This window comes from Bacteroides ovatus, from assembly GCF_001314995.1.
Classification (GTDB): domain Bacteria; phylum Bacteroidota; class Bacteroidia; order Bacteroidales; family Bacteroidaceae; genus Bacteroides; species Bacteroides ovatus.
In genome coordinates this window covers 6107544-6132615 of the sequence record NZ_CP012938.1, presented here as the reverse complement: position 1 = coordinate 6132615, position 25072 = coordinate 6107544, and the positions used below count along the sequence as shown (strand labels likewise).

27 protein-coding genes and 1 pseudogene are annotated in these 25072 nt (G+C 43.2%); 13 read left to right on the top strand and 15 right to left on the bottom strand.

Annotated features, from left to right (window positions below; all coding sequences use genetic code 11):
* The first annotated feature begins 25 nt into the window (after positions 1-25).
* Entirely contained in the window at positions 26-460 is a 435-nt protein-coding gene (locus Bovatus_RS23145; RefSeq protein ID WP_004301996.1) for a DUF6078 family protein, read from the top strand.
* Positions 461-560: 100 nt separating this feature from the next.
* On the opposite strand, the gene Bovatus_RS23140 is transcribed toward Bovatus_RS23145, so the two are convergent.
* From Bovatus_RS23140 to Bovatus_RS25920, 3 genes and pseudogenes are all read right to left on the bottom strand, one after another.
* Positions 561-2651, bottom strand: a complete 2091-nt coding sequence (locus Bovatus_RS23140) for a BT4734/BF3469 family protein (RefSeq protein WP_004301995.1) — start codon at positions 2649-2651, stop codon at positions 561-563.
* 823 nt (positions 2652-3474) lie between these two features.
* Positions 3475-4362 (bottom strand): HEPN domain-containing protein, encoded by an 888-nt coding sequence (locus tag Bovatus_RS23135; RefSeq protein WP_052588021.1) that lies wholly within the window; start codon positions 4360-4362, stop codon positions 3475-3477.
* A 70-nt stretch (positions 4363-4432) separates the two neighbouring features.
* A pseudogene (locus Bovatus_RS25920) lies at positions 4433-4591 on the bottom strand (SWIM zinc finger family protein); the annotation flags it as partial.
* Positions 4592-4829: 238 nt separating this feature from the next.
* On the opposite strand from Bovatus_RS25920, the gene bla reads away from it, so the two are divergent.
* The 3 genes from bla (at position 4830) to Bovatus_RS23120 (ending at position 7741) form a co-directional block, all read left to right on the top strand.
* On the top strand, positions 4830-5711 hold the full coding sequence (gene bla / locus Bovatus_RS23130) for a class A beta-lactamase, subclass A2 (RefSeq protein WP_004301991.1): 882 nt from the start codon (positions 4830-4832) through the stop codon (positions 5709-5711).
* 71 nt (positions 5712-5782) lie between these two features.
* Positions 5783-7195 carry a GNAT family N-acetyltransferase gene (locus tag Bovatus_RS23125; protein WP_004301990.1) on the top strand — a complete coding sequence of 471 codons (1413 nt, stop codon included), beginning with the start codon at positions 5783-5785 and terminating at the stop codon, positions 7193-7195.
* A 21-nt stretch (positions 7196-7216) separates the two neighbouring features.
* Entirely contained in the window at positions 7217-7741 is a 525-nt protein-coding gene (locus Bovatus_RS23120; protein ID WP_004301989.1) for a hypothetical protein, read from the top strand.
* 31 nt (positions 7742-7772) lie between these two features.
* Here the strand turns inward: Bovatus_RS23120 and Bovatus_RS23115 are convergent, their stop codons facing one another.
* Positions 7773-8447 carry a MarC family protein gene (locus tag Bovatus_RS23115; protein WP_004304823.1) on the bottom strand — a complete coding sequence of 225 codons (675 nt, stop codon included), beginning with the start codon at positions 8445-8447 and terminating at the stop codon, positions 7773-7775.
* 158 nt (positions 8448-8605) lie between these two features.
* On the opposite strand from Bovatus_RS23115, the gene Bovatus_RS23110 reads away from it, so the two are divergent.
* The gene (locus Bovatus_RS23110) at positions 8606-9586 is read left to right on the top strand and encodes a linear amide C-N hydrolase (protein ID WP_052588020.1); all 981 of its coding nucleotides are present in this window, start codon (positions 8606-8608) and stop codon (positions 9584-9586) included.
* 115 nt (positions 9587-9701) lie between these two features.
* Here Bovatus_RS23110 and Bovatus_RS23105 read toward each other — a convergent pair whose 3' ends face one another.
* The gene (locus Bovatus_RS23105) at positions 9702-10166 is read right to left on the bottom strand and encodes a MaoC family dehydratase (RefSeq protein ID WP_004301986.1); all 465 of its coding nucleotides are present in this window, start codon (positions 10164-10166) and stop codon (positions 9702-9704) included.
* A gap of 120 nt (positions 10167-10286) precedes the next feature.
* Complete coding sequence (locus Bovatus_RS23100) at positions 10287-10814, bottom strand: SGNH/GDSL hydrolase family protein (RefSeq protein ID WP_004301985.1); 528 nt, start codon at positions 10812-10814, stop codon at positions 10287-10289.
* 75 nt (positions 10815-10889) lie between these two features.
* Here Bovatus_RS23100 and Bovatus_RS23095 point away from each other — a divergent pair, with 75 nt between their 5' ends.
* Positions 10890-12584: an RluA family pseudouridine synthase gene (locus Bovatus_RS23095; RefSeq protein ID WP_004301984.1), complete on the top strand. Its 1695-nt coding sequence runs from the start codon at positions 10890-10892 to the stop codon at positions 12582-12584.
* Between the two features lie 67 nt (positions 12585-12651).
* Complete coding sequence (locus Bovatus_RS23090; RefSeq protein WP_004301983.1) at positions 12652-13635, top strand: fimbrillin family protein; 984 nt, start codon at positions 12652-12654, stop codon at positions 13633-13635.
* A 51-nt stretch (positions 13636-13686) separates the two neighbouring features.
* Here Bovatus_RS23090 and Bovatus_RS23085 read toward each other — a convergent pair whose 3' ends face one another.
* The 3 genes from Bovatus_RS23085 to Bovatus_RS23075 all read right to left on the bottom strand — a co-directional run bounded on the left by Bovatus_RS23085 (position 13687) and on the right by Bovatus_RS23075 (position 16975).
* Complete coding sequence (locus Bovatus_RS23085) at positions 13687-15060, bottom strand: MATE family efflux transporter (RefSeq protein WP_004301982.1); 1374 nt, start codon at positions 15058-15060, stop codon at positions 13687-13689.
* 124 nt (positions 15061-15184) lie between these two features.
* Positions 15185-15391 carry a hypothetical protein gene (locus Bovatus_RS23080; RefSeq protein WP_052588039.1) on the bottom strand — a complete coding sequence of 69 codons (207 nt, stop codon included), beginning with the start codon at positions 15389-15391 and terminating at the stop codon, positions 15185-15187.
* Between the two features lie 78 nt (positions 15392-15469).
* Positions 15470-16975 carry a TrkH family potassium uptake protein gene (locus tag Bovatus_RS23075; protein WP_004301980.1) on the bottom strand — a complete coding sequence of 502 codons (1506 nt, stop codon included), beginning with the start codon at positions 16973-16975 and terminating at the stop codon, positions 15470-15472.
* Positions 16976-17225: 250 nt separating this feature from the next.
* On the opposite strand from Bovatus_RS23075, the gene Bovatus_RS23070 reads away from it, so the two are divergent.
* The 3 genes from Bovatus_RS23070 (at position 17226) to Bovatus_RS23060 (ending at position 18664) form a co-directional block, all read left to right on the top strand.
* A complete protein-coding gene (locus Bovatus_RS23070) occupies positions 17226-17525 on the top strand; it encodes a nitrous oxide-stimulated promoter family protein (protein WP_004301978.1) in 300 nt (99 codons plus the stop codon).
* A 19-nt stretch (positions 17526-17544) separates the two neighbouring features.
* On the top strand, positions 17545-18276 hold the full coding sequence (locus tag Bovatus_RS23065) for an SDR family NAD(P)-dependent oxidoreductase (protein ID WP_004301977.1): 732 nt from the start codon (positions 17545-17547) through the stop codon (positions 18274-18276).
* A gap of 118 nt (positions 18277-18394) precedes the next feature.
* Complete coding sequence (locus tag Bovatus_RS23060) at positions 18395-18664, top strand: zinc ribbon domain-containing protein (RefSeq protein ID WP_004301976.1); 270 nt, start codon at positions 18395-18397, stop codon at positions 18662-18664.
* A 56-nt stretch (positions 18665-18720) separates the two neighbouring features.
* Here the strand turns inward: Bovatus_RS23060 and Bovatus_RS23055 are convergent, their stop codons facing one another.
* The 4 genes from Bovatus_RS23055 to Bovatus_RS23040 form a co-directional block, all read right to left on the bottom strand.
* A complete protein-coding gene (locus Bovatus_RS23055; RefSeq protein WP_004301975.1) occupies positions 18721-19005 on the bottom strand; it encodes a virulence protein in 285 nt (94 codons plus the stop codon).
* Positions 18993-19211, bottom strand: a complete 219-nt coding sequence (locus Bovatus_RS23050) for a hypothetical protein (protein WP_004301974.1) — start codon at positions 19209-19211, stop codon at positions 18993-18995. Before Bovatus_RS23050 ends, Bovatus_RS23055 begins: the two co-directional genes overlap by 13 nt.
* Before the next feature lie 58 nt (positions 19212-19269).
* A complete protein-coding gene (locus Bovatus_RS23045; protein WP_004301973.1) occupies positions 19270-19536 on the bottom strand; it encodes a GNAT family N-acetyltransferase in 267 nt (88 codons plus the stop codon).
* A gap of 112 nt (positions 19537-19648) precedes the next feature.
* Complete coding sequence (locus Bovatus_RS23040; protein WP_004301972.1) at positions 19649-20962, bottom strand: TIGR01777 family oxidoreductase; 1314 nt, start codon at positions 20960-20962, stop codon at positions 19649-19651.
* Between the two features lie 131 nt (positions 20963-21093).
* On the opposite strand from Bovatus_RS23040, the gene Bovatus_RS23035 reads away from it, so the two are divergent.
* Both Bovatus_RS23035 and Bovatus_RS23030 read left to right on the top strand, forming a co-directional pair.
* Positions 21094-22074 carry a lytic transglycosylase domain-containing protein gene (locus Bovatus_RS23035; RefSeq protein WP_004301971.1) on the top strand — a complete coding sequence of 327 codons (981 nt, stop codon included), beginning with the start codon at positions 21094-21096 and terminating at the stop codon, positions 22072-22074.
* 38 nt (positions 22075-22112) lie between these two features.
* Positions 22113-22982, top strand: a complete 870-nt coding sequence (locus tag Bovatus_RS23030) for an ion transporter (protein WP_004301970.1) — start codon at positions 22113-22115, stop codon at positions 22980-22982.
* Between the two features lie 5 nt (positions 22983-22987).
* On the opposite strand, the gene Bovatus_RS23025 is transcribed toward Bovatus_RS23030, so the two are convergent.
* Complete coding sequence (locus Bovatus_RS23025; protein WP_044917966.1) at positions 22988-23356, bottom strand: ribosomal maturation YjgA family protein; 369 nt, start codon at positions 23354-23356, stop codon at positions 22988-22990.
* Positions 23357-23531: 175 nt separating this feature from the next.
* Here Bovatus_RS23025 and Bovatus_RS23020 point away from each other — a divergent pair, with 175 nt between their 5' ends.
* On the top strand, positions 23532-24200 hold the full coding sequence (locus Bovatus_RS23020) for an MgtC/SapB family protein (protein WP_004301968.1): 669 nt from the start codon (positions 23532-23534) through the stop codon (positions 24198-24200).
* Between the two features lie 32 nt (positions 24201-24232).
* Here Bovatus_RS23020 and Bovatus_RS23015 read toward each other — a convergent pair whose 3' ends face one another.
* Positions 24233-25009, bottom strand: a complete 777-nt coding sequence (locus Bovatus_RS23015) for a TIGR03915 family putative DNA repair protein (protein ID WP_004301967.1) — start codon at positions 25007-25009, stop codon at positions 24233-24235.
* Positions 25010-25072: the final 63 nt, after the last annotated feature.

The following is a 25072-nucleotide window of genomic DNA, read 5'->3' as shown; positions in this document are numbered from 1 at the left end:
TCACAAATAAAATAAGTCCAACAAGATGAAAGAAGAACCCGACAGTCTGTCTGTCCCTTACAATTTTGCCCGTTGCTTCAACGATCAATGTCCACAAGCCTCAAAATGCCTGCGCCACATAGCTACACAACTTGATACAATTGATAACCTTTATATCTCCATTGTTAATCCGGCACGTTATCCTGCAGATGGGAATCAATACGAATGTTTTAAAACTGCTGTAAAAGTCCATATGGCATGGGGACTTAAACAGTTGCTTAACAGAATTCCTTATGAGGATGCAGTCAGTATCAGAATACAATTAGTGGGACACTACGGGAAAACAGGATATTATCGGTTCTATCGTGGAGAACGGGGGCTTATGCCTAAAGACCAAGCCTATATAAAACAACTGTTCCGTAATAAAGGAATAAAAGAAGAACCAACTTACCAACGCTACACAGAAGAATATATTTGGTAAGTTGCTGTCATCTGTCACAGATTAGGGGTTAATAGTTTAGTAATGAACCGATAAGTCCGTGACAGCAAGAGGTGACAGCAGGGTGATGGCATTTTTGCCGTCACCTGATTATTAGTCTTACAACATGATAAAGCGTACCGCTACGCGTATGTTTAGAAGGGATTTCTTGCTTTTTCAGTATTCTTCCGAAAGAATTAACCCTCTTGACAGACATCGGGATTGAACTGCCTTTTTGAATATCTTCCATAATCTCTGCTGGAGACAGCCACTCCCCTTCTTCAGGCTGCGCGGCACGAAAATAACGGAAGAAAAGTTGCTCTTCCGGCGGGACTTGTTCAAATTCACGGTTGTTTTCTACCATGATCTTTTCTTCCTCCTGATCGAACCAGTAACGTTCGCCATGTTCCAGTTCATACATAGCTTGTGCGTAAAGCTGCTCATAGTCTATCGGACGGTTGGTGTCAATCACTCCGGTCACTTCGATACAAATAAAACGACGACTGCCGGAAGGGTCGGTCAACAAGTCTTTTTGGTTGCTCGTGGCTATGAATGAGGCGTACCGACGCATTTCAAGCACGGCACTGCCATGAGGTTTCTTCACATTCAGTACAGGCTTTTGCAGAATATGTTTCAGGAAGCCTTGTTGTGTCGAACTCACCTGGTCAAATTCATCGATATTGATAAGCGCAAAACGATTGAGGTAAAGTTCGGCATCTTTCTTTCGGGAGAAATCAATACCGTCGGTATAGTAGGAACGCCCGGTAGGGGGCATTATGCTCCGGCAAAAGGTGGATTTACGTGTCCCTTGCGGTCCGACAAGTAAGGGCGAAACACTGTTTGCATACTTTTTATTGCTTCCTTTCCAATGAGAAACCATATTGAGGAACCAACGGTGGAACAAATCCATCCAATACGGATTCTTACAAGGGACGGTGGCTGCCAATGCACGGATACGGTCTTTGCCGTCCCACGCAGGAAGCCGGTAGAGAAAATCTTCCAACGGGTTGAATACAGGCACACGGTTGGAGTAAATATAACGACTAATATCCCTGTCCCACAACGGGATGCCTTCCATTTGCGCATCTAAAGCAATGCTATTCAGCGCACGTTTGTCGAGAGGATTGAAGCGGAAACGGAAAGAAAGCCTTTCACGATATTCTACCTCACCAATTTGAGTGTTATGGCGGAATTCATAGCGGCGTTTCATGAATTCTTCTGTTTGCAAGGCGAGTTGCTGCTCTTTAGTCAGGCTGATATTCTTACCAAAGCCTTTGCACTCTGTATATATATTACCAATCATTTGCCGGATAAGCTCCTCCTGTTTATACATATAGAAGTGGAAAACGGTACGTTTCACGACTTCTTCTTGCGGAAGTCCCGAAGCAAAACAGTTTTTAGCCAGTTGGACGACTAAAGGATGCCATGTGTCTTCGCTCAATTCGAGTCCCGCTTCCCTAAGATCGGCATAAGCTTTCCGAAAAGCGGCTTCGAAAAGCATCAGAAATGCATTTTCCGCATCATATCCCGGTACGGCACGAGTCAATGGAGATTTCTCCGCCTGAACCGCTTCACGGAAAGTGGTTTCTTCGGGCATTGATGATGGTTGAGAGAGATAAAACTGGACTGAATCCGGACGATATATGATGTCCGGATCGTGGGATAAGCGTGAATATTGTTCTAAAGTCGGCTCTTTGGGAAGTATATCGAATGGAATCTGGGGCTGATAACATTTCACAGCCAATCGATAAGCATGGGCATGGAATAATTCCGCTTCTTCCCGGGTGTTGGGAAGCGAGTTGTCCGGTCGGGTAAAGGTAGTCCATATTTTCACCGTTTTGCCACTTGAACCCATAAAAACACAACGGGTTTGTGGTTGCTCACAGGCTTTTTGTTTCACTAAAGCGATTTCCGACTTATTGGATAAAGGACCGATGGTCAGTTCTACAATACCGTTGTAGTTTTTCATCTGTTTCTGACCGTTTACTTTTCGGAATTCGGCAGCAGGAATTATTTGAGGAAGTTTATTGGCAAACATACACCGTTCATCGGGAAGGGTATATCGCAAATGCTCTCTGAATGTAGAAACAGGACGGGATTTTATTTCTGTCTTTATCTTATTTACCAGTATATCAAGATCCATTACGCTAAGCGCTATCGTATCTTCGTTCTTACGAAATTGAGTAATTTTCATTAATTTGATAATAAATTGTTTTGTCAGCGCCTTTTGATCGTTGAGACTGCTAAATTACTCATATTATCCGGGACCGACAAGAAAAACAAGATTTTAATATAGAAAATTATTGATATATCAAGTGACTATCTAGCTGAAAGAAACGGGATCGTTATCACTCAATTACGGTTCAAGTTAGTTTTCTCTGCTTGAAACTAAAGTTCCAGATAGGAGAAACTCTAGTTTCATCAGTAAGAAACCAATAGTTTCAAGTAATTGGAACTAGAGTTTCAAGCGTATGAAACTAAAGTTTCAAACCGCAGAACCAACAGTTTCACGCCTTGAAACCGTTAGTTTAAAGGCAGGGTACAACTCATAAGTACGGGGATAATAAATTGAACGACTTATCTTTCTATAGCTGATACTATCAAATTCCAAACAGTATCTTTGATTTTTTCTTTGTTTTTGGGGGTGACAGCATTATTGCTATCACACTGCTGTCACCTTGTGCTGTCACGCTATTAAGTTCTTATACTCTGCAAGTTAGATTATAATCTGTGACAGATGACAGATATATTTTGTTTTTCATTTCATAGGGACTGCTGCCTAGGTTCAAGTTATAACTGCGACATCTACTTATTTCACTGGGAACAATTATTCCACCATTGTATCATAATATTAAATATTTGGTAGGAAAAATGTAATTTTATACAAAAAGTTCGGTAGGAAAAGTGTAGTCTTAGTTGAACTACCTTTAAATAATACGACAAATGGCACAAAGTTTATAACTCGCATCAGCCGAGTTATCTTATATTTTAGGAATAACCCTATAAGATACAATCAATTATTTCATCATCGTATCATATTCCACAATCTTCTCCTTACATAAGCGTTCGGTAATATCTTTCAGAATATCTATGCGGGAAATAAGATATTCCAGTTGTTCTTGTGAGATACTGAAATCTTTGTTATAGCGAGCTTCAATGTAAGAACGGCATAATAAATCAAAACATTCTTTCTCTGCATCCGTATTTTGAGGAAAGACTGTGGTTAATTCCATAGAAAAACGCTTCACCATCCCACCAAGTTCTTTGATTTTATGACTCTTTGGGCGATAGTTTGTAAAGACCATCAGGATACAATTATAAAGTTTCTCACACGTCTGATGAAGAAGAAAAGCTGAAATCTTAGTTTGTTTCTTAGGCAAATAATATTCTTTCACCCCTTCTAAAAGCCCGCAAGCATATGGATATAATTCATCAAATTCTTTTTGCGCAATATCCCGAATCTCCCTAAAGCTCAACTTACGTGGTTTAGCCAATTCACATTTACCACTATCGTAAAGCATGATACCCTCCTTTACTATATCCGTAAAGAAATACTGGCTGATTTCCAAATTACGGTTTACTGTATTAATATGCTCTACTATAAATTGCGGAAAAGCATGACGACGGTCTGCAAACAAGTCATGATATTTATTCGTAATACGGTGTAATTTCTCTTCCACTTGCTTAGCCGGTCCGGTTATGACCACAAGAATATCATAATCACTCTGATAGGAAGTATGCACACCGAATTCTATATTACTATCCCATAAAACATAGTTTCCCCTTGCATAACTTCCGAACAGGATAACCATCTGACAATTCCTGATGTTCTTACGCACTAAATCCAGCAAGACTGTCAATTCTTCCTGCGTACGTTTGGGTAAACGTTTTATAGACTTTTTCATAACCAAGCTTATTTGATAACCTTACAAAGGTACGAACTTTGCTATCTCCAAACAACAGAGATGCAGAAAATATTTCCACATTATAATCATCCGTACCCTCTACGGTTGCAGTGCATTCACTAGGTGAAATTTCTTCCAGTTCAGAAACGGTATCCGTATCATAATATTCTTCCCCACGCATCAACATCTTATAAGGGACAAAATTCTCAAAATTACCCAGTGTAATCATATTACTAATTTAGTCCTGTATATATCCTTCCTGTTCATACGCTTTCCCATATTTATGAATCATTGCAACCAATGGACTTAAACGTCCATCAGAAACCAACATGGCCCTATAACACATTATACAACTATAAATTTCAAGTAAGAATTTGCAAAGGCAATTACTATTTATACCTTTGTGACTTCAATAGAGAATATGATTTCACTAGAAAATTAGTAACCCGTTAAAAGAGAAATTGATTATGCGTTCATTCATAGTATTTCTTTGTTTAGTCCCCACCCTCCTGTTTGCCCAACAAACTCAACTGGAGACACAGTTGAAAGAAGCCATCAAGGGAAAGAAGGCCGAAATAGGAATAGCCGTCATCATTGATGGGAAAGATACGATAACTGTCAATAATGATATTCACTATCCACTGATGAGCGTATTCAAGTTTCATCAGGCATTAGCATTGGCAGATTATATGGGAAAACAGGGGCAATCGCTGGAAACCCGGTTAGCCATAAAAAAATCGGATTTAAAGCCGGATACTTACAGTCCGCTACGGGATAAATATCCGCAGGGTGGAATTGAAATGAGTATTGCCGACCTGCTAAAATATACACTTCAACAGAGTGACAACAATGCCTGCGATATTCTTTTTGATTATCAGGGAGGTCCGGATGCCGTAAACAAGTATATCCATTCACTAGGAATTCGGGAATGTGCCATTGTCGGTACGGAAACTGCCATGCACGAAGACTTGAACCTATGTTATGAAAACTGGACTACTCCGTTAGCCGCAGCCGAATTAGTGGAAATATTCCGTAAGAAGCCATTGTTTCCCAAAGTGTACAAAGACTTCATATTTCAAACAATGGTAGAATGTCAAACCGGGCAAGACCGTCTGGTTGCTCCGTTGCTCGACAAAAAAATAACCGTAGGTCATAAAACCGGAACGGGAGATCTTAATGCGAAAGGACAACAAATCGGTTGTAATGACATCGGTTTCGTTCTTTTGCCCGGTGGACGTACTTATAGTATAGCTGTCTTCGTGAAGGATTCCGAAGAAAATAATCAGGCGAACAGTAAGATTATCGCTGATATTTCCCGTATCGTTTACGAATATGTAATGCAGCATTAAGATAGAGACAAAGTACGTTCGGTACGAATGAAGATTGAAACAAAGTAATAGAAATTAGAAAATTCATTTACATGAAACTACATCATATCGCTATCTGGACCTTTCGTCTGGAAGAATTAAAAGAGTTCTATGTCCGCTTCTTCGGAGGAAAAAGCAACGAAAAATATATCAATCCCAAGAAAGGATTCGAGTCCTATTTTATCTCTTTTGGAGAGGGAACAGACTTGGAACTGATGAGCCGTATAGATGTACAGAACACTCCCATTGAAGAAAACAGGGCTGGACTGACACACTTTGCTTTCACCTTCCCCAGCCAGGAAGAAGTATTACGCTTCACCGAACAAATGCGTTCGGAAGGATATACCATCGCCGGCGAACCGCGTACTTCGGGAGACGGATACTTTGAAAGTGTAGTCCTCGATCCTGACGGAAACCGGATTGAGTGCGTATATCGGAAAACAGCAAACGAATCGAAAAACAAAGCAAGACAGGAAACTGAAATAGATAGTATTCCCCCCGTGACGCTCCATACAGAACGTTTGTTTCTCCGCCCTTTCGAAAAAAGAGATGCAGAAACGTTCTTCGCTTGTTGCCAGAACCCGAATCTGGGAAACAATGCCGGATGGCCGCCCCATCGTACGTTGGATGAATCCCGCCGGATACTTCATTCCACATTTATCAACCAAGAGGGAATATGGGCAGTGATACTAAAAGATACAAAACAGCTAATCGGTTCCGTAGGAATTATCCCCGATCCTAAACGCGAAAATCCACAAGTGAGAATGTTGGGTTACTGGCTCGACGAATCTCATTGGGGCAAAGGATACATGACCGAAGCAGTGCAGGGTGTCCTCAACTATGGCTTTGAAGAATTGCGGCTTAGCCTCATCACAGCTACCTGTTATCCACACAACAAACGTTCGCAGAAAGTACTGAAAAAGAACGGTTTCATCTACGAAGGTACACTTCATCAGGCAGAACTGACTTACAACGGAAACATCTACGACCACCAGTGCTACTACCTGCCCGGCATCTCCCAACCTACTCCGGAAGACTATGATGAAATCCTCCATGTATGGGAAATGTCCGTTCGCCACACTCATGATTTCCTGACAGAAGAACATATCCAGTTCTATAAACCACTGGTGCGGAAGCATTATCTACCCGCTGTTGAACTTTTTGTCATCCGAAATGCCAACGGAAAGATTGCCGCCTTCATGGGATTGAGCGACGAACTGATCGAAATGTTATTTGTACACCCCGACGAGCAGGGAAAAGGATATGGCAAACGATTAATAGAATATGCAAGAGACAAAAAACATATGGATAAGGTGGACGTAAACGAGCAGAATGAAAAAGCACTCCAGTTCTATCTCCATTTGGGATTCCAAGTCATCGGCAGAGATGAAACGGACAGCATGGGTAAACCTTTCCCCATTCTTCATTTGCAACTGCCGGAAGCTGATTCCGCTAATAGAGATTAATTCCCCAAAAACGAAAGCTACATGAACCTACGTGCAAGATTATCCGAACGAGTACACATTGAAGATATCAGAGAGGTACTCCACTTTATACAGGATGATGAACGGCTTAGAGAAGAAATCTACCAACTGATATTCGACGAAGACACTATCGTCTCCTATCAGGCATTGTGGGTATGTACTCATTTCTCAAAGGCAGATGTAGAATGGTTGAGCCGGAAACAAGAAGAATTGATTGACGCTGCCATGACCTGCCCACACTCGGGAAAACGGAGAATGATCCTGAACCTGATATGCCAGCAACCTGCCGCCGATCCGCCACGAGTGGATTTCCTTGATTTCTGCATGGAACACATGATATCCCGCGAGGAACCACCGGGCGTGCAATCGCTCTGCATGAAACTGGCTTATCAACTGACACGCTCCATCCCGGAACTGCAACAGGAACTACGCACAATACTGGAAATCATGGAGCCCGACTTACTGGTTCCCGCTATCCGTTCCGTACGAAAAAACACCCTGAAAGCCATGAAAGCAAAGAAAAACTGATTATTTCTATCGCTTTTATCCCACCGTTCAATTAGAGTATGTTCAGATGGAATATCTGGGATATACCTGTCACCGAAATCTGAATGCCGATGCAGAAAGTGAAAAAAGCAACGAGCTTATTAATAATTTGATTTCCCACCGGTCCCAACCTCTGAATAAACCTCTGCCCTTGCGAAAGGAATACATAAAAGATGGCCGCCATACAAATAATAACAAGCGCAATGACCAAATAATTAATCCCAGTTTGCAACAATTTGCCTTTAACACTGGCAGACGCCATCAAAGTAAAGATAACCGATATACTGCCCGGCCCGATACTGATAGGAAACGTGATGGGATAAAATATCTTCTGCTCGATGTTTTTCCATCTGAAACCGTCTACATTCTTGCTGGCTTCTTCTTTATCAGACGAACCCGAATCGCCCAACAGCTCCATTGCCGTCTTACAAATCAGTATTCCACCTCCCAACTGAATAACAGGAATAGCCAGACCGAAAATCAACAGAAACAAATGCCCTATCACCAATGTCCCTACACCGATCATTATAAAATTGAGCGTCAGCTTCTGAATGGCTGCTTTCCGCTGTTGAGGATCGAGGTCTGTAAAGAATCCATTGACGACAAAACCATTCCCCAAAGGATTTATCACCGGAAACAGCGCCATAAACGATGACGAAAATATGATGAGAAGATTACTTAATGACATAATACCTGTTTTTTGATACTTTATTAATATCTGATATGTATCTAAAACATAAATGGAACGTTATTGTTTTGAGAATATGCTTTTGCGAGAGGAATCCGCATCGGTTGAATACCTCGTGAAAGCAGCTTATAATAAACCTTTAACTAGAAATTAAAATTATGTGTACAAGAGTCGTTTATTCGGGAAAAAATGGAATGGTGGCAACCGGCCGGTCTATGGACTGGAAAACAGAAATGCACAGCAATCTTTGGGTATTTCCCAAAGGTATGGAAAGAAATGGAGAAACGGGAGCCAACTCCCTGAAATGGACGTCCAAGTATGGCAGCGTGGTGACTTCAGCTTTCGAGATTGCCAGTACAGACGGGATGAATGAAAAAGGGTTGGTTGCCAATCTGTTATGGTTGCCCGAAACGGAGTATCCGGTCAGAGATCAAAGTAAACCGGGACTTGCCATTACTGCATGGGTGCAATATATGCTGGATAACTTCGCCACCGTAGACGAGGCTGTCGCTTCCATTGATGAAAACACTTTCCAAGTAGTATCAGACCTGATGCCGGATGGTTCCCGCTTGGCAACCTTGCATTTATCTATTTCCGACGCAACGGGCGATTGTGCGATATTCGAATATACGGGTGGAAAGCTGACTGTCTACCACAGCAAGGAGTACAAAGTGATGACCAACTCCCCTACCTACAACAAGCAACTGGCACTAAACGAATACTGGAAATCAATAGGAGGATTGAGCTTCCTGCCCGGAACCAACCGACCGTCCGACCGTTTTGCAAGAGCCAGTTTTTATATCAATGCCCTGCCCCCAACAGATGATGTGAGAATAGCCGTGGCAAGTGTATTCAGCGTTATCCGTAATACTTCTGTTCCTTATGGCATATCCACTCCCGAATTTCCGGAAATTTCCACCACACAATGGAGAACGGTATCGGATAGTAAGAATCTGCTCTACTTCTTCGAATCAAGTCTGACACCTAATACATTCTGGGTAAACCTGCGGGAAACAGACTTATCGGAAGGAGCTCCGGTACTCAAATTATCTATCGCCAACGGCGAAACTTATCATGGAAATGCAACGAAAGAATTTCAACCGGCACAGCCGTTCAGATTTATGGGAGTAAAAGGATAAAATTATCCCCGGAAACGATCCATCTGAAGCACACCCCAAAAGTTTTTGTATCTAACTTTTGAGACGTATTTCGATCATTTCCGGGGATAAAATCTGTTCCTCTAACAGCTTGCCATTAATTGAAATAATAAAGGAATACAGCAATTCCTTCCAGCGCCTTCTTTGGTTGGTCTTTTATTTCGATAGCAAACTTAATTTCTGCTTTTGCCACACCACGCAGATTGGTCAATGAGTGCAAAGTAGTCACCAGACGCACACTCTGTCCTGACAATACAGCCTGACCGAATTTCATCTTATCCATACCGTAGTTAATCATCATCTTCAGGTTATTTACCTGGATAATCTGATTCCACAGATAAGGAAGCATAGACAATGTCAGGTAGCCATGAGCAATCGTGCTATGATAAGGGCTATCTACTTTCGCACGTTCCGTATCTACATGAATCCATTGATGATCCAGCGTTGCATCAGCAAAAAGATTAATACGTTCCTGCGAGAGTTCCACATAATCGGAAACACCTATCTGTTGGCCTACTAGTTTTTCGAATTCTTCATACGAATTGATAATTACTTTTTCCATAAGTCTTATCGTTTTTATGGGGGTTATTTACTATTAAATTGGAGACAAAAATAGGAAAAATAAACTGATATGCCACCAAATTTATAAATAAAAGCAAGGAATGAAGTATTTAGGTATGTTTTACAAACCGGAAGCCCGTTTCAGTGCTTCTGACAAAATACTGTAACCCCTGCCATTCAAATGTAAATCGTCGAGAGTCAACTCCGGATTCAGCCTGCCATCCAGCAACAAACGGTCGAATATATCGAGATAGACAATGTCCGTCCCCTGCAATTTCTCGTATATCTTCCGGTTAAGGACACGAATGAATTGATTCACAGCCGTACTGTAATCATCGTAATCATTACGTGGAAAAATACAGAAAAGATATGTTTTCAGTGAAGGGATGGCAAGGACCGCTTTTACATAACGTTCCACATAATCGTCCATATTTTCATCATTCAACTGATAAATATCATTGGTTCCGAATTGAATGACGACTTGGCAATCGGAAGTGTCTACGGTAAAAGACTCCACATAAGCCAGCCCTTCACCGGGAGCACCATAGTTCAGACATTCCCATGAAGGAAAGTAGACATCCAATGCCCAAAATGCCATGTGACTGTTGCCAAGAAAGGCTAATTTAGGTTTCTCTCCCATTCTATTCATGTTACTTCATTCAATAATTCACGGATTTACTTTACTTTTGCAAAGGTAATCACATTCATTCATATATATAAACCGATGATACATTTTTTCAAGCAACCCATTTCTCACCTTGCGTTACCGGATAAATTCACTTATCCTTTCCACTATACGCCTCATCCATTGTGCGTGTTGGCAGCGGAAGAAGTGAAAAAACATATCGCGAGCCGGAAGGAATGGCAAGAAGAATTAGCTTTCGGAAAAATGTTCGGGGTACTGATTGTACAAAAAGAAAATAAACAAGAGACTACAAAAAAAGAAGCAGTCTATGAAATTGGCTATCTCGCTGCTTTCTCCGGCAATCTGGCAGGAAAGAATCTGCATCCTTATTTTGTCCCTCCTGTCTACGACTTATTGCAACCGGAAGGATTCTTCAAAATTGAAGAAGAACAAATATCTTCCATCAATATCCGTATTCGTGAATTAGAAAACAATCGTTCTTATCTCGATTTAAAAGAAAAGTGGAAGACGGAAACAGAACAGGCTAAAGCTATTTTGAATCAGGCTAAAGCAGAACTCAAAGCAGCAAAGGAGGCGAGAGAGATTCGCCGCCAATCCCCCTCTACCCTTTCCGAAGAGGAACAAGCCTCCCTGATCCGGGAAAGCCAATACCAGAAAGCGGAATACAAACGACTGGAAAAAGAATGGAAGAAACGATTGGAAGAACTCGAAACGGAAACGAGACACTTCGAGACTGAAATAGAACAACTGAAAACCGAACGGAAAGAACGTTCGGCAGCCTTGCAAAGAAAGTTGTTCGAGCAGTTCCGGATGCTGAATGCCAGAGGAGAAGTGAAAGACCTATACACAATCTTCGAGCAGACAGTTCAGAAAGTTCCTCCTGCCGGTGCGGGTGAATGTGCTTTGCCTAAGTTGTTGCAATATGCATATCTTCATCAATTAAAGCCATTGGCTATGGCTGAATTCTGGTGGGGCGACTCTCCTAAAAACGAAATCCGGCATCATGGATATTATTATCCTTCCTGCAAGGGAAAATGTGAACCTATTTTGCATCACATGTTGCAAGGATTGGAAGTAGACGAGAATCCGTTGCTGAACTCCATCCATGAGGATGAAGAACTGGAAATCGTATATGAAGATGAATGGTTAGTGGTAGTCAATAAGCCGGCAGGAATGTTGTCCGTTCCGGGAAAGGAGGAGGACAGAGATTCAGTCTATCATCGCCTGAAAAAGAAGTATCCCGATGCTACCGGACCTATGATTGTACATCGCCTTGATATGGCGACTTCCGGATTACTGCTCGTAGCTAAAACGAAAGAGGTACATCAACATTTGCAGGCACAATTTGCAAGCAGAAGTATCAAGAAACGCTATGTAGCCGTGTTGGATGGGGTAACAGTAGAGAAGACAGCACTGCCGCCCGGAAGAACAGGAAGAATCGAACTCCCTCTCTGTTTGAATCCCCTTGATCGTCCCCGGCAAATCGTCAGTAGAGAACACGGGAAAGAAGCGATTACAGAATACCGAATCATCTGTGAATCAGAAAAACACACCCGGATTGCTTTCTATCCGTTGACCGGACGGACACACCAATTACGGGTACACGCCGCCCATCCGGAGGGATTGGGTTGCCCCATTCTTGGGGATGAACTTTATGGAAAGAAAGCGGACAGACTATACCTCCACGCCGAATATATAGAGTTCCGTCATCCCATCAGCGGAAAGATTCTACGCATACAGAAAGAGGCCGACTTCGATAAAAAACACGATTAAGCCATGAACCAAATTCTTTTTGAAATGTATATAGGGGTAATTACTAACTTTCAAAAAGAACCTGACTATGAATATCAAATTTCGTATGACAAAGTATTTAGCCGTATCTGCTTTAACAGTACTGCTATTGGGAGCCTGCTCCAAAAACAATATTTATATCGACATAGCCTATCCCGACGAAGAAGGGAACAACGGAAATTCATCCGGTAACGACGACAATGGCAATCCGGCAAAAGAGAGTGCATTGGTCACTTTCAGTGCTTCCGTAGAAGGACGAAACATCACACGAGCCATGTCCCCGATGGGGAAAGGTCTGCAAAGCTGGTTGTGCGCCTATTCAGCCAATACATCAAACAATATCACAGGTGCTCCCGTTGCCCAAGGCAACTATGTCACCTCCTCTCCCGGTGTACTGACAGGAAATCTGGGATATAAAATGTATTTGAGCAATAATATCTATAGCTTCTATGCCGTATCATGCAATTCCACCAGTCCGGCACCCACTTTCACCAATGGAATATCCGAACCTTTATCAAACGGAGTGGATTATCTCTGGTGGCACGCAGTTCATCAGGACATCGCCAGTTCACAGATCAATATCCCCATCACCTATCAGCATGCAGCCACACAAGTAGTTGTAGCCATCACCGGAGGAGAAAATATCACTTTGAACAAGATACTTTCGGCTACCATTACCCCACCGAAGCCGGGTGCAATCATGGATTTATCAACAGGCATCATCTCTTCGGAAGTCAGCTACGATAAGGCAGCCGATATGGGAATCAACGACTTTACCGTACAATATATCATGCTACCCGTAAAGAGTTCTTCTCCCATGACTCTGACACTGGAATTGATGGTAAACGGAGAAAGTTTCTCACGTACCTACACCACCCCACTGACTCCACCCAACAACCTCTTATCAGCCGGAAACTCATACCTTTTCCGGGCAGTCATTAACGAAAACTCCATATCGTTTGCCAATGTCAGCGTGAAAGAATGGACGGAAGTAGATGAAAGCGGAAAACCGCTCTATCCCGTACAAGATTGAAATATCCCAGAGAACATCAAAACAGGTTTGGTTACGCAAACCGACATGGCATCATGCCACAGTTTGCGTAGCCGGACTGCTTGTGAACACCTGCTTCTTCAACCTGCGATAAACATAGATAAATGCCGGTACGAGGAACAAATCTGCCGCTATCCAAGCCATCGGATCACCGTAGCAGACAGCAATAAAGCCGAATGCAGGCACAGCGTAAATGCTGACAAGGATACGCGCAATCATCTCCGCCACTCCCGAAAACATGGCAAGATTGGTATATCCCACTCCCTGAATCGTGTAGCGCAGGATGCATAACAATCCAAGCATCGGGAAGAACATACAGGAGATATGCAGGAATAACTCGGTATCCAACAGAATTTCCGTTTCTGACGGATCTACAAAGATCAATGCAAAATATTTGGCTCCCACCATCAGAAGAACGAACGTAAATGCCGCATAAACGATCATCATCAAAGCACTCGCTTTGATTCCCAACCAGACACGCTCCGGTTTCCCTGCCCCATAATTCTGTCCGCTATACGTAGCCATCGCAATTCCCAGACTCTCGAACGTACAGATAAAGAACATCTTGATTCGCATGGCAGATGTAAAAGCAGCCACACACGCCGTTCCCAACGCATTATTCGCACTCTGAAGCATAATACTGCCGATAGCCGTGATAGAGAATTGTAATCCCATAGGCACACCGATGTAAAGCAATGTCTTTGCCAGTTTCGACTGGAACCGGCGTTCTTTCGGAGTACCCTGCAATATTTCAAACTTCCGGTACATATAAATATAGCAGAGAACAGCCGACAGCCCCTGCGAAAAGACAGTAGCAATGGCAGCTCCCGCCACTCCCCAGCCGAGTACCAGAATACAGAACAAGTCGAGAATGATATTCAGAACAGCAGCGAACAGCAAAAACCAGAAAGGCGTCTTGCTGTCTCCCAACGCACGGATGATGCTTGAAAGAAGATTATAGAAGAAAGTGAAAGGAACACCAATAAACGTAACAAGCAAATAAGCATACGCCCCTTCGAAAATATTCTCCGGCGTGCGCATAATCCGGAGTATGTCCGCACAAAAGATACTGGTAACAAGAGCAATGACCACAGACATCCCCGCTGCCAGTTTCAAACTGACGGAAATGTAACTGCGCATCGTACTGTAATCACGTGCACCAAACTTCTGCGCAACGGGTATCCCGAAACCTCCGCAACATCCATTGCAGAATCCGAGAATCAGGAAAACAACCGATGTGCTGGCTCCAACAGAAGCTAACGCGTTAATTCCCAAAAACTTTCCTACAATTGCAGCATCAACAAGCGAATACGTTTGTTGTAAGAGATTGCCGAGTAAAAGCGGCAATGTAAACTTTAAAATGAGAGGTAATGCCGGCCCTGCCGTCATTTCTTTAGAAGTTGCCATACGTCTATGTTCTAAAATCGGACGCAAAGATACGGAAAATTCAATGAATTAGTTCTCGATTTGCGTTCCTCTTTTAGTTGACATAAATCAAAAAAATCAGAATGAGAGCATGAATGCCCCCGGTCTATCGTTTCACCAACCGTTTAGGTGAACCATGCCACGAGCATCCCAGGCAGAAGACTTCTGTCAAATCGAACCCCTCCATTGAATCTTCCGGATATTTGGGAACGACTTCACCATCTTCGAGCACATAAACCAGCAGCCTGTCACCCTGTTCATTCTTCACATACATAGCTGCAATCTTGCATTGCGGACACAATAACTTTCTCATGCCGCAAAGATACAGATTGTTTCCGTCAACCACAAACTCTTCCAACGATGTTTCAGAAGCCCGTTCATGATTTACAATTTATCTATTCTTCCAGAATCCCGGATAAAACAACAGGAGTACACTAAACAATTCCAGACGTCCCACCAGCATCAGAAAAGAAAGTATCCACTTTGCCAGATCAGGTAAAGAATTCCACGAATATGCAGGTCCGCAAGTACCTAATCCCGGACCGACATTGCCTATACTCGAAATAACCGTACTGACGGACTCGGAAAAGCCAACTCCCAAAAACAAAAGAGCCGTCCACCCAATCAGGATTAGAACCAGATAAAAAGCAAAGAAAATCAATACGGTAGTTACGATAGAAGAAGACACCGTCTGCTTATTGATACGTACGGGAAGCACGGCATTCGGGTGGAGCAGATGTTTGAACTCATTCCGGATGGCACGCGCCACAATCAGCAACCGCATATTCTTGATACCTCCACTGGTAGAACCCGTACACCCTCCCGAAAGCATCGCAATAAACAACAGTAACCACGTGAAAGGAGGCCACATATTATAATCATCCGTAGCAAAACCGCAGGAAGTATGCACCGTAGACACCTGGAATAATGCTTTCCGGAAAGCCAGTTCCCAGTCATAATGATTTTGAAAGACGAGCGCCAATGTGATAAGGAAAGTCAAGATACCCACCGACGCCAGGAACCAGTGCAGCTCTTCATCTTTGAATAAACGACCGACTTTTCCTTTCAAACACATCAGAAACAAAGAGAAGTTGATACTGGAAACAATCATAAAGATAGCCACCACATATTCTATATACGGAGAATTCCAGTAAGATATACTGTTCTGCTTGGTAGAATATCCGCCCGTAGCAGTAGTGGCAAACGACTGGCAAATGGCATCAAACAAGCTCATGCCCCCAAACATCAATAAGACAGTTTCTGAAACTGTCAATACCAGATAAATTGTCCACAACCACTTGGCCATGACATTGATTTTCGGATGGGTACGGTCGTGCGTTACTCCCGTAGATTCAGCAGAGAAGAGTTGCACTCCTCCGGTGGTAAAGATAGGAAGAATGGCAATCGTGAAAAACACAATCCCCAAACCACCGATCCACTGCGTCAGGCTTCGCCAGAAAAGCATACCATGGGAAAGGGATTCAATATCATCGAGAATGGTAGCTCCTGTAGTGGTAAACCCGGACATGGTTTCGAAAAAGGCATTGGTTATCGTATCAATACTTCCGCTAAAATAAAAAGGAAGCATGCCGAAAAAGGTAAAAAACACCCATGAAAGAGTGACCACACAATATCCGTCTCTCCGGCTCATCTTATTCTCCGCTCCCCGTCCGTAGAGCAGTAACAATCCGCCTACCACAGCATTGATGATACAGGTGTAAAGAAAGTATTTATAATCACTTTCCCCGTAACCAGCCGACACTCCGGCACAAAGTAAGAACATCCCCAATTCGATAAATAGCAACATACCCAGCACGCGCCCTATCATCTTCCGGTTAATCATGCTATTATTCTTACTCCGAATATACAGACTGTTATCTGAAATGTACTCTTCCATAACTCATGAATTATTTTGTATGTTCCCCACATAGCCAAGAGTATGCCAAAATGAAAGGGACTCTGATAATTCGCTTATAATCAATGCAATATTTTTTTCATTTTGAAAAAGCAATCTCTAAATACCCTACCAAAATGAAAGGGTACTTTTCAAAATAGAAAAAAGAAGAAGGTGTATTTTAACAGAATACGCCTGCATTTCTGCATAATCTTCGCTATCTTTGTCACTCCAAAGTGTAAAAAAGAAAGAGATGAAAGCATCACGCATTGCGCACGAAAAGAAAACGGTAGAGTTGATGATCCGCCTCTATTGCCGGAAAAAAGAAAAAAATACAGTTCTTTGTGCCGACTGTGAAGAGTTGCTCCGCTATGCCCACGCCCGTCTCGACCATTGTCCGTTTGGAGAGAAGAAGAGTGCATGCAAGAAATGCACCGTACATTGTTACAAGCCCGTCATGCGCGAACGAATGCGACAGGTGATGCGTTTCTCCGGACCGAGGATGTTGCTTTATGCACCCTGGCAGGCCATACGACATTTATTGAACCTATAACTTACTAAAAAAATCAGTAATGAAAAAAGCCATTATCATTGGCGCTACCTCCGGCATCGGGCAAGAAGTTGCAAAATGTCTGTTACTGGATGGATGGCAAATCGGAGTAGCCGGCAGACGGCAATCCGCTCTCGAAAACCTGCAACGGGCAGCACCGGATCAGATTCAAATTCAAGCGTTGGACGTAACCCAGGAAGATGCAGGCGAGAAATTGAATATGCTCATCGACAAGGTGGGCGGCATGGATTTGTTTCTTCTTAGCTCGGGCATCGGTTTCCAGAATACGAATCTGAACATGGAGGTGGAGCTGAACACAGCATACACCAATGTAGAGGGATTTATCCGCATGGTGGATACCGCTTTCATCTATTTCAGGAAAAGCGGAGGCGGCCACTTGGCAGTCATCAGCTCCATCGCGGGAACGAAAGGACTTGGAGTGGCTCCTGCCTACTCTGCCACCAAACGCTTCCAGAACACTTACATAGATGCTCTCGAACAACTTTCATATTTACAAAAACTGAATATCCGTTTTACTGATATCCGTCCCGGATTTGTTGCCACCGACTTGCTCAACGACGGGAAACATTATCCGCTATTGATGGATGCAGCAAAAGTGGGACGTCACATCGCCTGGTCACTGGAGCGGAAACAACGGATAGTAGTGATCGACTGGCGCTACCGGATACTGGTCTTTTTCTGGAAAATGATTCCCCGTTGGATGTGGAAACGGCTGCCCGTGAAAACCAATTAACACCAAAAGTAAACCAGGAAAGAAATAAATGAATAAATAGCAAGACCGGATTACTTCTTTTCCAATATTTCTACTTACATTTGTCTTGTAACATAAACTTATAATCTAACAAAAAAAGATGGAACAAAAATTTTGTCAAAGTTGCGGTATGCCGATAGACGACTCAACTTTTGGAAAAGAAGCGGACGGTAGCAAGAACGAAGATTATTGCCACTATTGCTATGCGGACGGACATTTCACGAAAGAGTGTACCATGGACGAGATGATCGAGCTTAATCTGAATTATCTGGATGAGTTCAATAAAGACTCGGAAGTGAAATACACAGTGGAGGAAGCACGGAAAACGATGAAGGAGTACTTTCCACAGTTGAAGAGGTGGAAACAGTAATTGAGAAATAAAAGGAGCTTTCAGGCATGAATACATATTCATACCTGAAAGCTTATCTATTTATTTTCTTTTATAAAATCCGTAAAGTTCGACCAGTCTTCTACACGAAACGCACGAAGATCACGAACTGACGCCTGAAACCAAGGAATACGTTTCAATGCGTCAATTGCACGAAAAAGATTTGCCATATCAGTTTTCTCTGTTAAATATACACTACCCTGCGTATTATAAAACTCATACTGACGCAACACTTTATTTATTTCAAAATAGGCATTGTTATAAGGCTCTCCATAATTGGCACGTAGGTCTGTAATGACCATATCAAAGGCTATTGCATACATACATTATCCTCATTTACAGGAATAAAATATTTCTGCTCACCAAAGAAAATACGGTTAAATTTATCACGAATCGCTATAACTAAGCCTTTGAACGGATTATGTTCAATATCAATTACTGTACCCTCTATCCATTCATCGAGTCCCGTTAACCTAGGATCCACTTTTACCTTTTCACCTTCTTTTATCATAACACTATTTTTCTTCATTGATTTCCAATTACAAAGATAATATTATTTCCTTTTCCGACGAATCAAAAGCGAGTATTTAACCATTTATTTCCGGGTGTCTTTCCAACCACTTCACTGCATAAGAGCATGTTGCTTTCGGCTTCATCCCGTTAGCTAATGCATAGGCGTAAGCAGCTTTTACCAAAGCAGCGGCAATCCCCCGCCCTTCAATGGGTTGTGGCACAATTGTGTGGATAATATCAAGAGAATCACCTATCAGGCGATATTGTACAAAGGCGGTGCGACCGTCTACTTCTGTCTTGAACAATTTTTGTTCGGGCTGATGAATAATTTCGTAATCCATAATTTCTGTTGTTTTAAAGTTGGTTTATCGTCCGTTAAATACTTTCGCTAAACAATCTTATATTATTTATTAGGTGCGGATTGCATAAACTGATATATGTATATGCCTGCGATCAGAGTTGCTCGATCCACTTCAACTGGCTCGTATCGTATCCACGACGTTCGGCAGCGGTGACGAGTTTCTTCTTGATTTCTTCCGGCAGTTGGGGTGTACGGCTTAGTATCCAGAGATATTTATCAGTACTGCTGCCTACCAGGGCATAATTGTAATTCTCTTCATCCAGTTCCAAGACATAATAATCAGAATAGAAACTAAGGAAGAAAGACACTTTCAGTTTGCCCGGCTGTGTGGGATCGGGTATTTTGGCGTGTCCGTTGGCAGTCTTGCAGATGTCGTAAGGAGAATTACGTTTGCATCCCCGGTTCTCCACACGAATCATGCCGTCGGGACGGAGCGTGTAAGTAGCCGTGACGTCTACAAGTCCGTATTCAAAACGATTCTCGTAGCGGGCTATTTCATACCAAAGTCCCATATACCGGTGCAAATCGAGAGAGGTAACCGTACTATGGTCCGTACCTCTGAAAAGACGTCCGACATTGGGAATGGAGAAATGAAATCCCGCCTCCGTCAGACGCGTTGAGCGAACTCTCTGGCCAGCAGTCAGGAAAGATGCCGCTTCACCATATAAGATACGGAAAATTCGTTGCGGAGCTACCATCGTTGTCCATGCCCGATAAGCCTTTCCCATCGCACGGGTGAAAGCATATTGCGAGATCTGCTGCGGAGCAACCAGGTTATATACCCCATGTGTCTCTTCGTGAGTGATAAAGAACTCCATTGCACGGCAAAGATCCCGTATCGATATCCACGGAAAAACCTGTGTACCGGGACCGATGGCGGTGGCTATCTTGGTGGCTTGCAAAGGGCGAAGCATCTGCTGCATCGCTCCCCCGTCCGGAGAAAGCACTACGCCGAAGCGTGTAATAACGAGCCTTGTAGGTTCGGGACAGTGTTTCGCCTCTTTTTCCCACGCATAGCAAAGATCGGACAGAAAACCTTCTCCACGGGTACGGGTATATTCGTCCACCTCCGCTTCCGAAGGATAATAACCTACAGCAGAAGCCGAAATCATCAGTTTCGGTTTCGTTTTGACTGCGTTCAAAGCGCGGATAATACGATTGGTTACAACAATACGACTGTTGAAAAGCTCCTGTTTATATTCCGGTGTCCAACGTTTATTGATAGGTGCACCTGCCAGATTGATGACAACATCACAATGGGTCAGTGTCTGAATCAAATAACCGGACATACCTTCGCGAAACATCGACCTTCCTAGAGGAATGATCCGATGTCCGCCCTTTTCTGTAAGATAATTAGAAAGATGTTTACCTATATATCCGGTAGCTCCGGTCATTGCTATATTCATCTTGATTCGTTGTTTATTTTAACTCTATTAGAAAAACGTATAAAATGCAAGAAAAGTTCTTTGAAAAAAGCAAAATGAGGTTATCTTTGCAAGATAGACGTAAACATTGAAGCATCCAAAAAGGTTATAAAATGAAAAGACAAATGAAAATCAACTATATTCTTACACTTATATTAGTATTTTGTATCGGTGCTTCCATCCCAATATTGACAGGCAGCAGCCAAGTGAACGAACAACATTCCGCCAAATCGGAAGTGCCTTATTGTGTCACTCCGCCTACTGTTCCCGCACAGGTCACCTTCGACGGGGAAACGATCGACCTCCGGCGCTATGACCGCCGCGAACGGATGGACCGCGAGATGATGGCCTTCACCTATATGCACTCCACCACCATGTTATTAATCAAGCGTGCCAACCGTTACTTCCCCATCATCGAACCGATACTGAAAGCAAACGGTATTCCTGATGACTTCAAATACCTGATGGTCATCGAGAGCAATCTGAATAACATCGCACGTTCTCCGGCAGGAGCAGCGGGCCTGTGGCAATTTATGCCTGCCACCGGACGCGAATTCGGGCTGGAAGTGAACGATAACGTAGACGAACGCTATCATATTGAAAAAGCAACCGTTGCCGCCTGCAAATACTTCAAACAGGCGTATGCCAAATATGGCGACTGGATGGCTGTCTCCGCCGCCTATAACGCCGGACAGGGACGCATCTCCTCCCAACTTGAAAAGCAGTTGGCAAGTCATGCCATGGACTTATGGCTGGTAGAGGAAACTTCCCGCTACATGTTCCGTCTGCTGGCAGCCAAAGAGATATTCAACAACCCGCAACGTTACGGATTTCTCTTGAAACGGGAACATCTGTATCCGCCTATTCCTTATAAAGAGGTAACCGTCAACACTTCTATCGACGATCTGAACGAGTACGCAAAATCACAGGGAATCACCTATGCCCAACTTCGTGATGCCAACCCCTGGCTGCGCGACACTTCATTGAAGAACAAGACCGGAAAGACATACATTCTCTATATTCCTACACAAGAGGGAATGTATTACACCCCGCAAAAGACCGTTGCCTACAATAAACAGTGGGTCATCGACTAAAAAGGCTTTTTCTTTAATTCCGACCAAACACTATTGATATGAAACTGAAAGAAAGAATCCATCGTTTTTTGCATGACGAGAAACTGAAACGAAAGTTATACGTCATCATCTTCGAATCGGACACCCCTGCCGGGAAATTGTTCGACGTAATTCTTATCGCCTGTATTCTGGTCAGCGTATTGCTCGTCATCATCGAAAGCCTGAAAGGACTTCCCACCTATCTGACGACTCCGTTCGTCATTATGGAATTCCTTTTCACCGGCTTCTTTACTTTCGAATACCTGACGAGGATCTACTGTTCACCCCGTCCCCGGAAATACATATTCAGCTTTTTCGGTATCGTAGACTTACTGGCCACGTTGCCTCTTTACATCGGTCTGCTCTTCCCGGGCGCCCGCTATCTACTCATCATTCGTGCCTTCCGCCTGATACGTGTGTTCCGCGTCTTCAAGCTTTTCAACTTTCTGAATGAGGGGGAACGGCTGCTCACTGCCTTGCGTGAAAGTAGTAAGAAGATTGCAGTGTTCTTCTTGTTTGTCGTCATTCTGGTGACTTCCATCGGAACGCTAATGTATATGATTGAAGGAACGCAACCCAACTCCCAGTTCAACAATATCCCGAACAGCATCTATTGGGCTATCGTCACCATGACTACCGTAGGTTATGGAGATATTACTCCCGCCACCGGCCTCGGAAAATTCCTTTCCGCCTGTGTCATGCTGATCGGTTACACGATTATTGCCGTACCCACAGGTATCGTATCTGCCTCCATGATGAAAGAGTATAAACGCAGGAGAGACAAAGAATGTCCCAACTGCCATCGCTCCGGACACGAAGATAATGCAGAGTTTTGCAAATATTGCGGCCACAGCCTGGACCCATCCGAAACCAAAGCGGAAGAGAAATAAATCCTCTACGATCTACGCCGGACGAAATGCTCGAATAAGACAATGAAAACGCATCCCACAGCATAGCAGGCAATATCTCCCCAATCGAACGTAGAACCCAGCACAATTCGGGCTACGCGGTTCGTGACACCCAATGTTTCCACCAGCTGGAAGTATTGCAAGACTTCTACAAAACAGGCAAAAAGAAAGACATAAAACGGCATCCGCGGAATCCCCGTCGGTAGAAAGATACGTACAAAGCTATATACCAGCACTACAACCAGCATATCTCCGACATAGGGACGTATGAAACGGTCGCGCACATACAAAGCTATCAACACCTCAATACAGAAGATCACCAGAAAGCTGATTATATAAAAAATTCTTTTCTTCATTATTTGCTCGGTCGCGGGATTAAACATTTATTTGAATCTGCGAATATACGATAAAATGAATTGGATACGTTCAAATATTACTAAATGATTGATACAAAAAGGGGAAATAATTGTATATTTATAGTCCTAAGCATTTTTCCACAAACAATAAAAAAATAGAAAGGAGATTGAACACATGATGTTGAATATGGATTTTGTAATCCGTTTATTGGTCGCCGGAATATTGGGAACCATCATCGGACTGGATCGTGAATACCGTGCCAAAGAAGCCGGATACCGCACTCATTTTCTCGTGTCGCTAGGTAGTGCTTTGATTATGATTGTTTCCCAATACGGATTTCAGGAAATTATAAAAGAAAGTAGTGTCACACTCGATCCCAGTCGGGTGGCGGCACAGGTTGTCAGCGGTATCGGATTTATCGGTGCAGGAACCATCATCTTTCAAAAACAGATTGTACGCGGACTGACTACCGCCGCAGGAATCTGGGCAACAGCAGGTATCGGTCTGGCGGTAGGTGCAGGAATGTACACCATCGGTATTGCCGCCACGGTGTTGACCCTCGTCGGACTGGAACTACTTAGCTATCTATTTAAAAGCATCGGAATGAAAAGCTCGATGGTTTCTTTCTCAACTCCCAACAAAGACATACTGAAACAGATAGCGGACAGATTCAACTCTAAAGACTACCTGATAGTCTCTTACGAGATGGAAACGCAACACACGGGTGAAGCAGAATATTATCAGGTTACGATGGTTATCAAGTCGAAACGGAATAATGATGAAGGGCATCTGCTTTCGCTGATACAGGAATTTCCGGATGTAACGGTGCAGCGAATTGAATAGTCAGACTTTCGCTCCTCTCCCAAAATGGAAATCTACTTTTGCTTTTCCGTCAGATACTTCCAATAACGTACAGGCATATCCTGCCTGTGCTTCCTCGGATTCATGCGTTCTTTGATACAAATGGCCTTGAAATATGTCTTCCAAAGTTGTTGGAAAAGCTTCTCATCCTTGTCCATCAGACTTTCGTCCAGCATCCCCGTAATCAAATGGGATTCACGACTGTCATCATCAAACGAGATAGTCGTCACCTCCTGCAAGTCATAATAAAATCCGTAACGGCGTTTCATGTCGTAAATAATCCACTTCTGATCGGCAAAACGGTCTTTGAAATGGTGAACCGTCAACGGGAGCGCATTATACTGCGGTTCGAAAGCGGCAAAGAATGTACCGTCGGCAGCTTTCTGGAAACGGACAAACTGCATCAGGTGTACACGTTCGCCATCCACCTTCTTCCATATTTGCGCCAATTGCAAAACATCCGGATCACCAAAATTGGTTTCAATGGACCGGGGCGCGTCGATCGCTTTACGGATATAACGAAAAATAAGCATCCCTACTTCCGGAAGCTCCGACAGCCAACTTTGTGTGAGGCAACCCAAAGCGGAAGAGGAAACTTTCTTCTGTAATCCCCGCCACACACGCCCGGCCTTTTCTTCATCGGTCACTACCGTATGCAGCTCATCACAAAATAAAGGCAAAGCATCTCCTTCCGACAGCAAGGCATCGGGGAAAGTCTTGCGGAAATAGGCGTCGAACACAGCCGTCAGCAGACCATCAAAGGTTTTATCGTAAATATAAACACTAAACATATTTACTATTAGACAATTTACGATTTACTATTTAAGTTACTATTAGACAATTTACAATTGAAT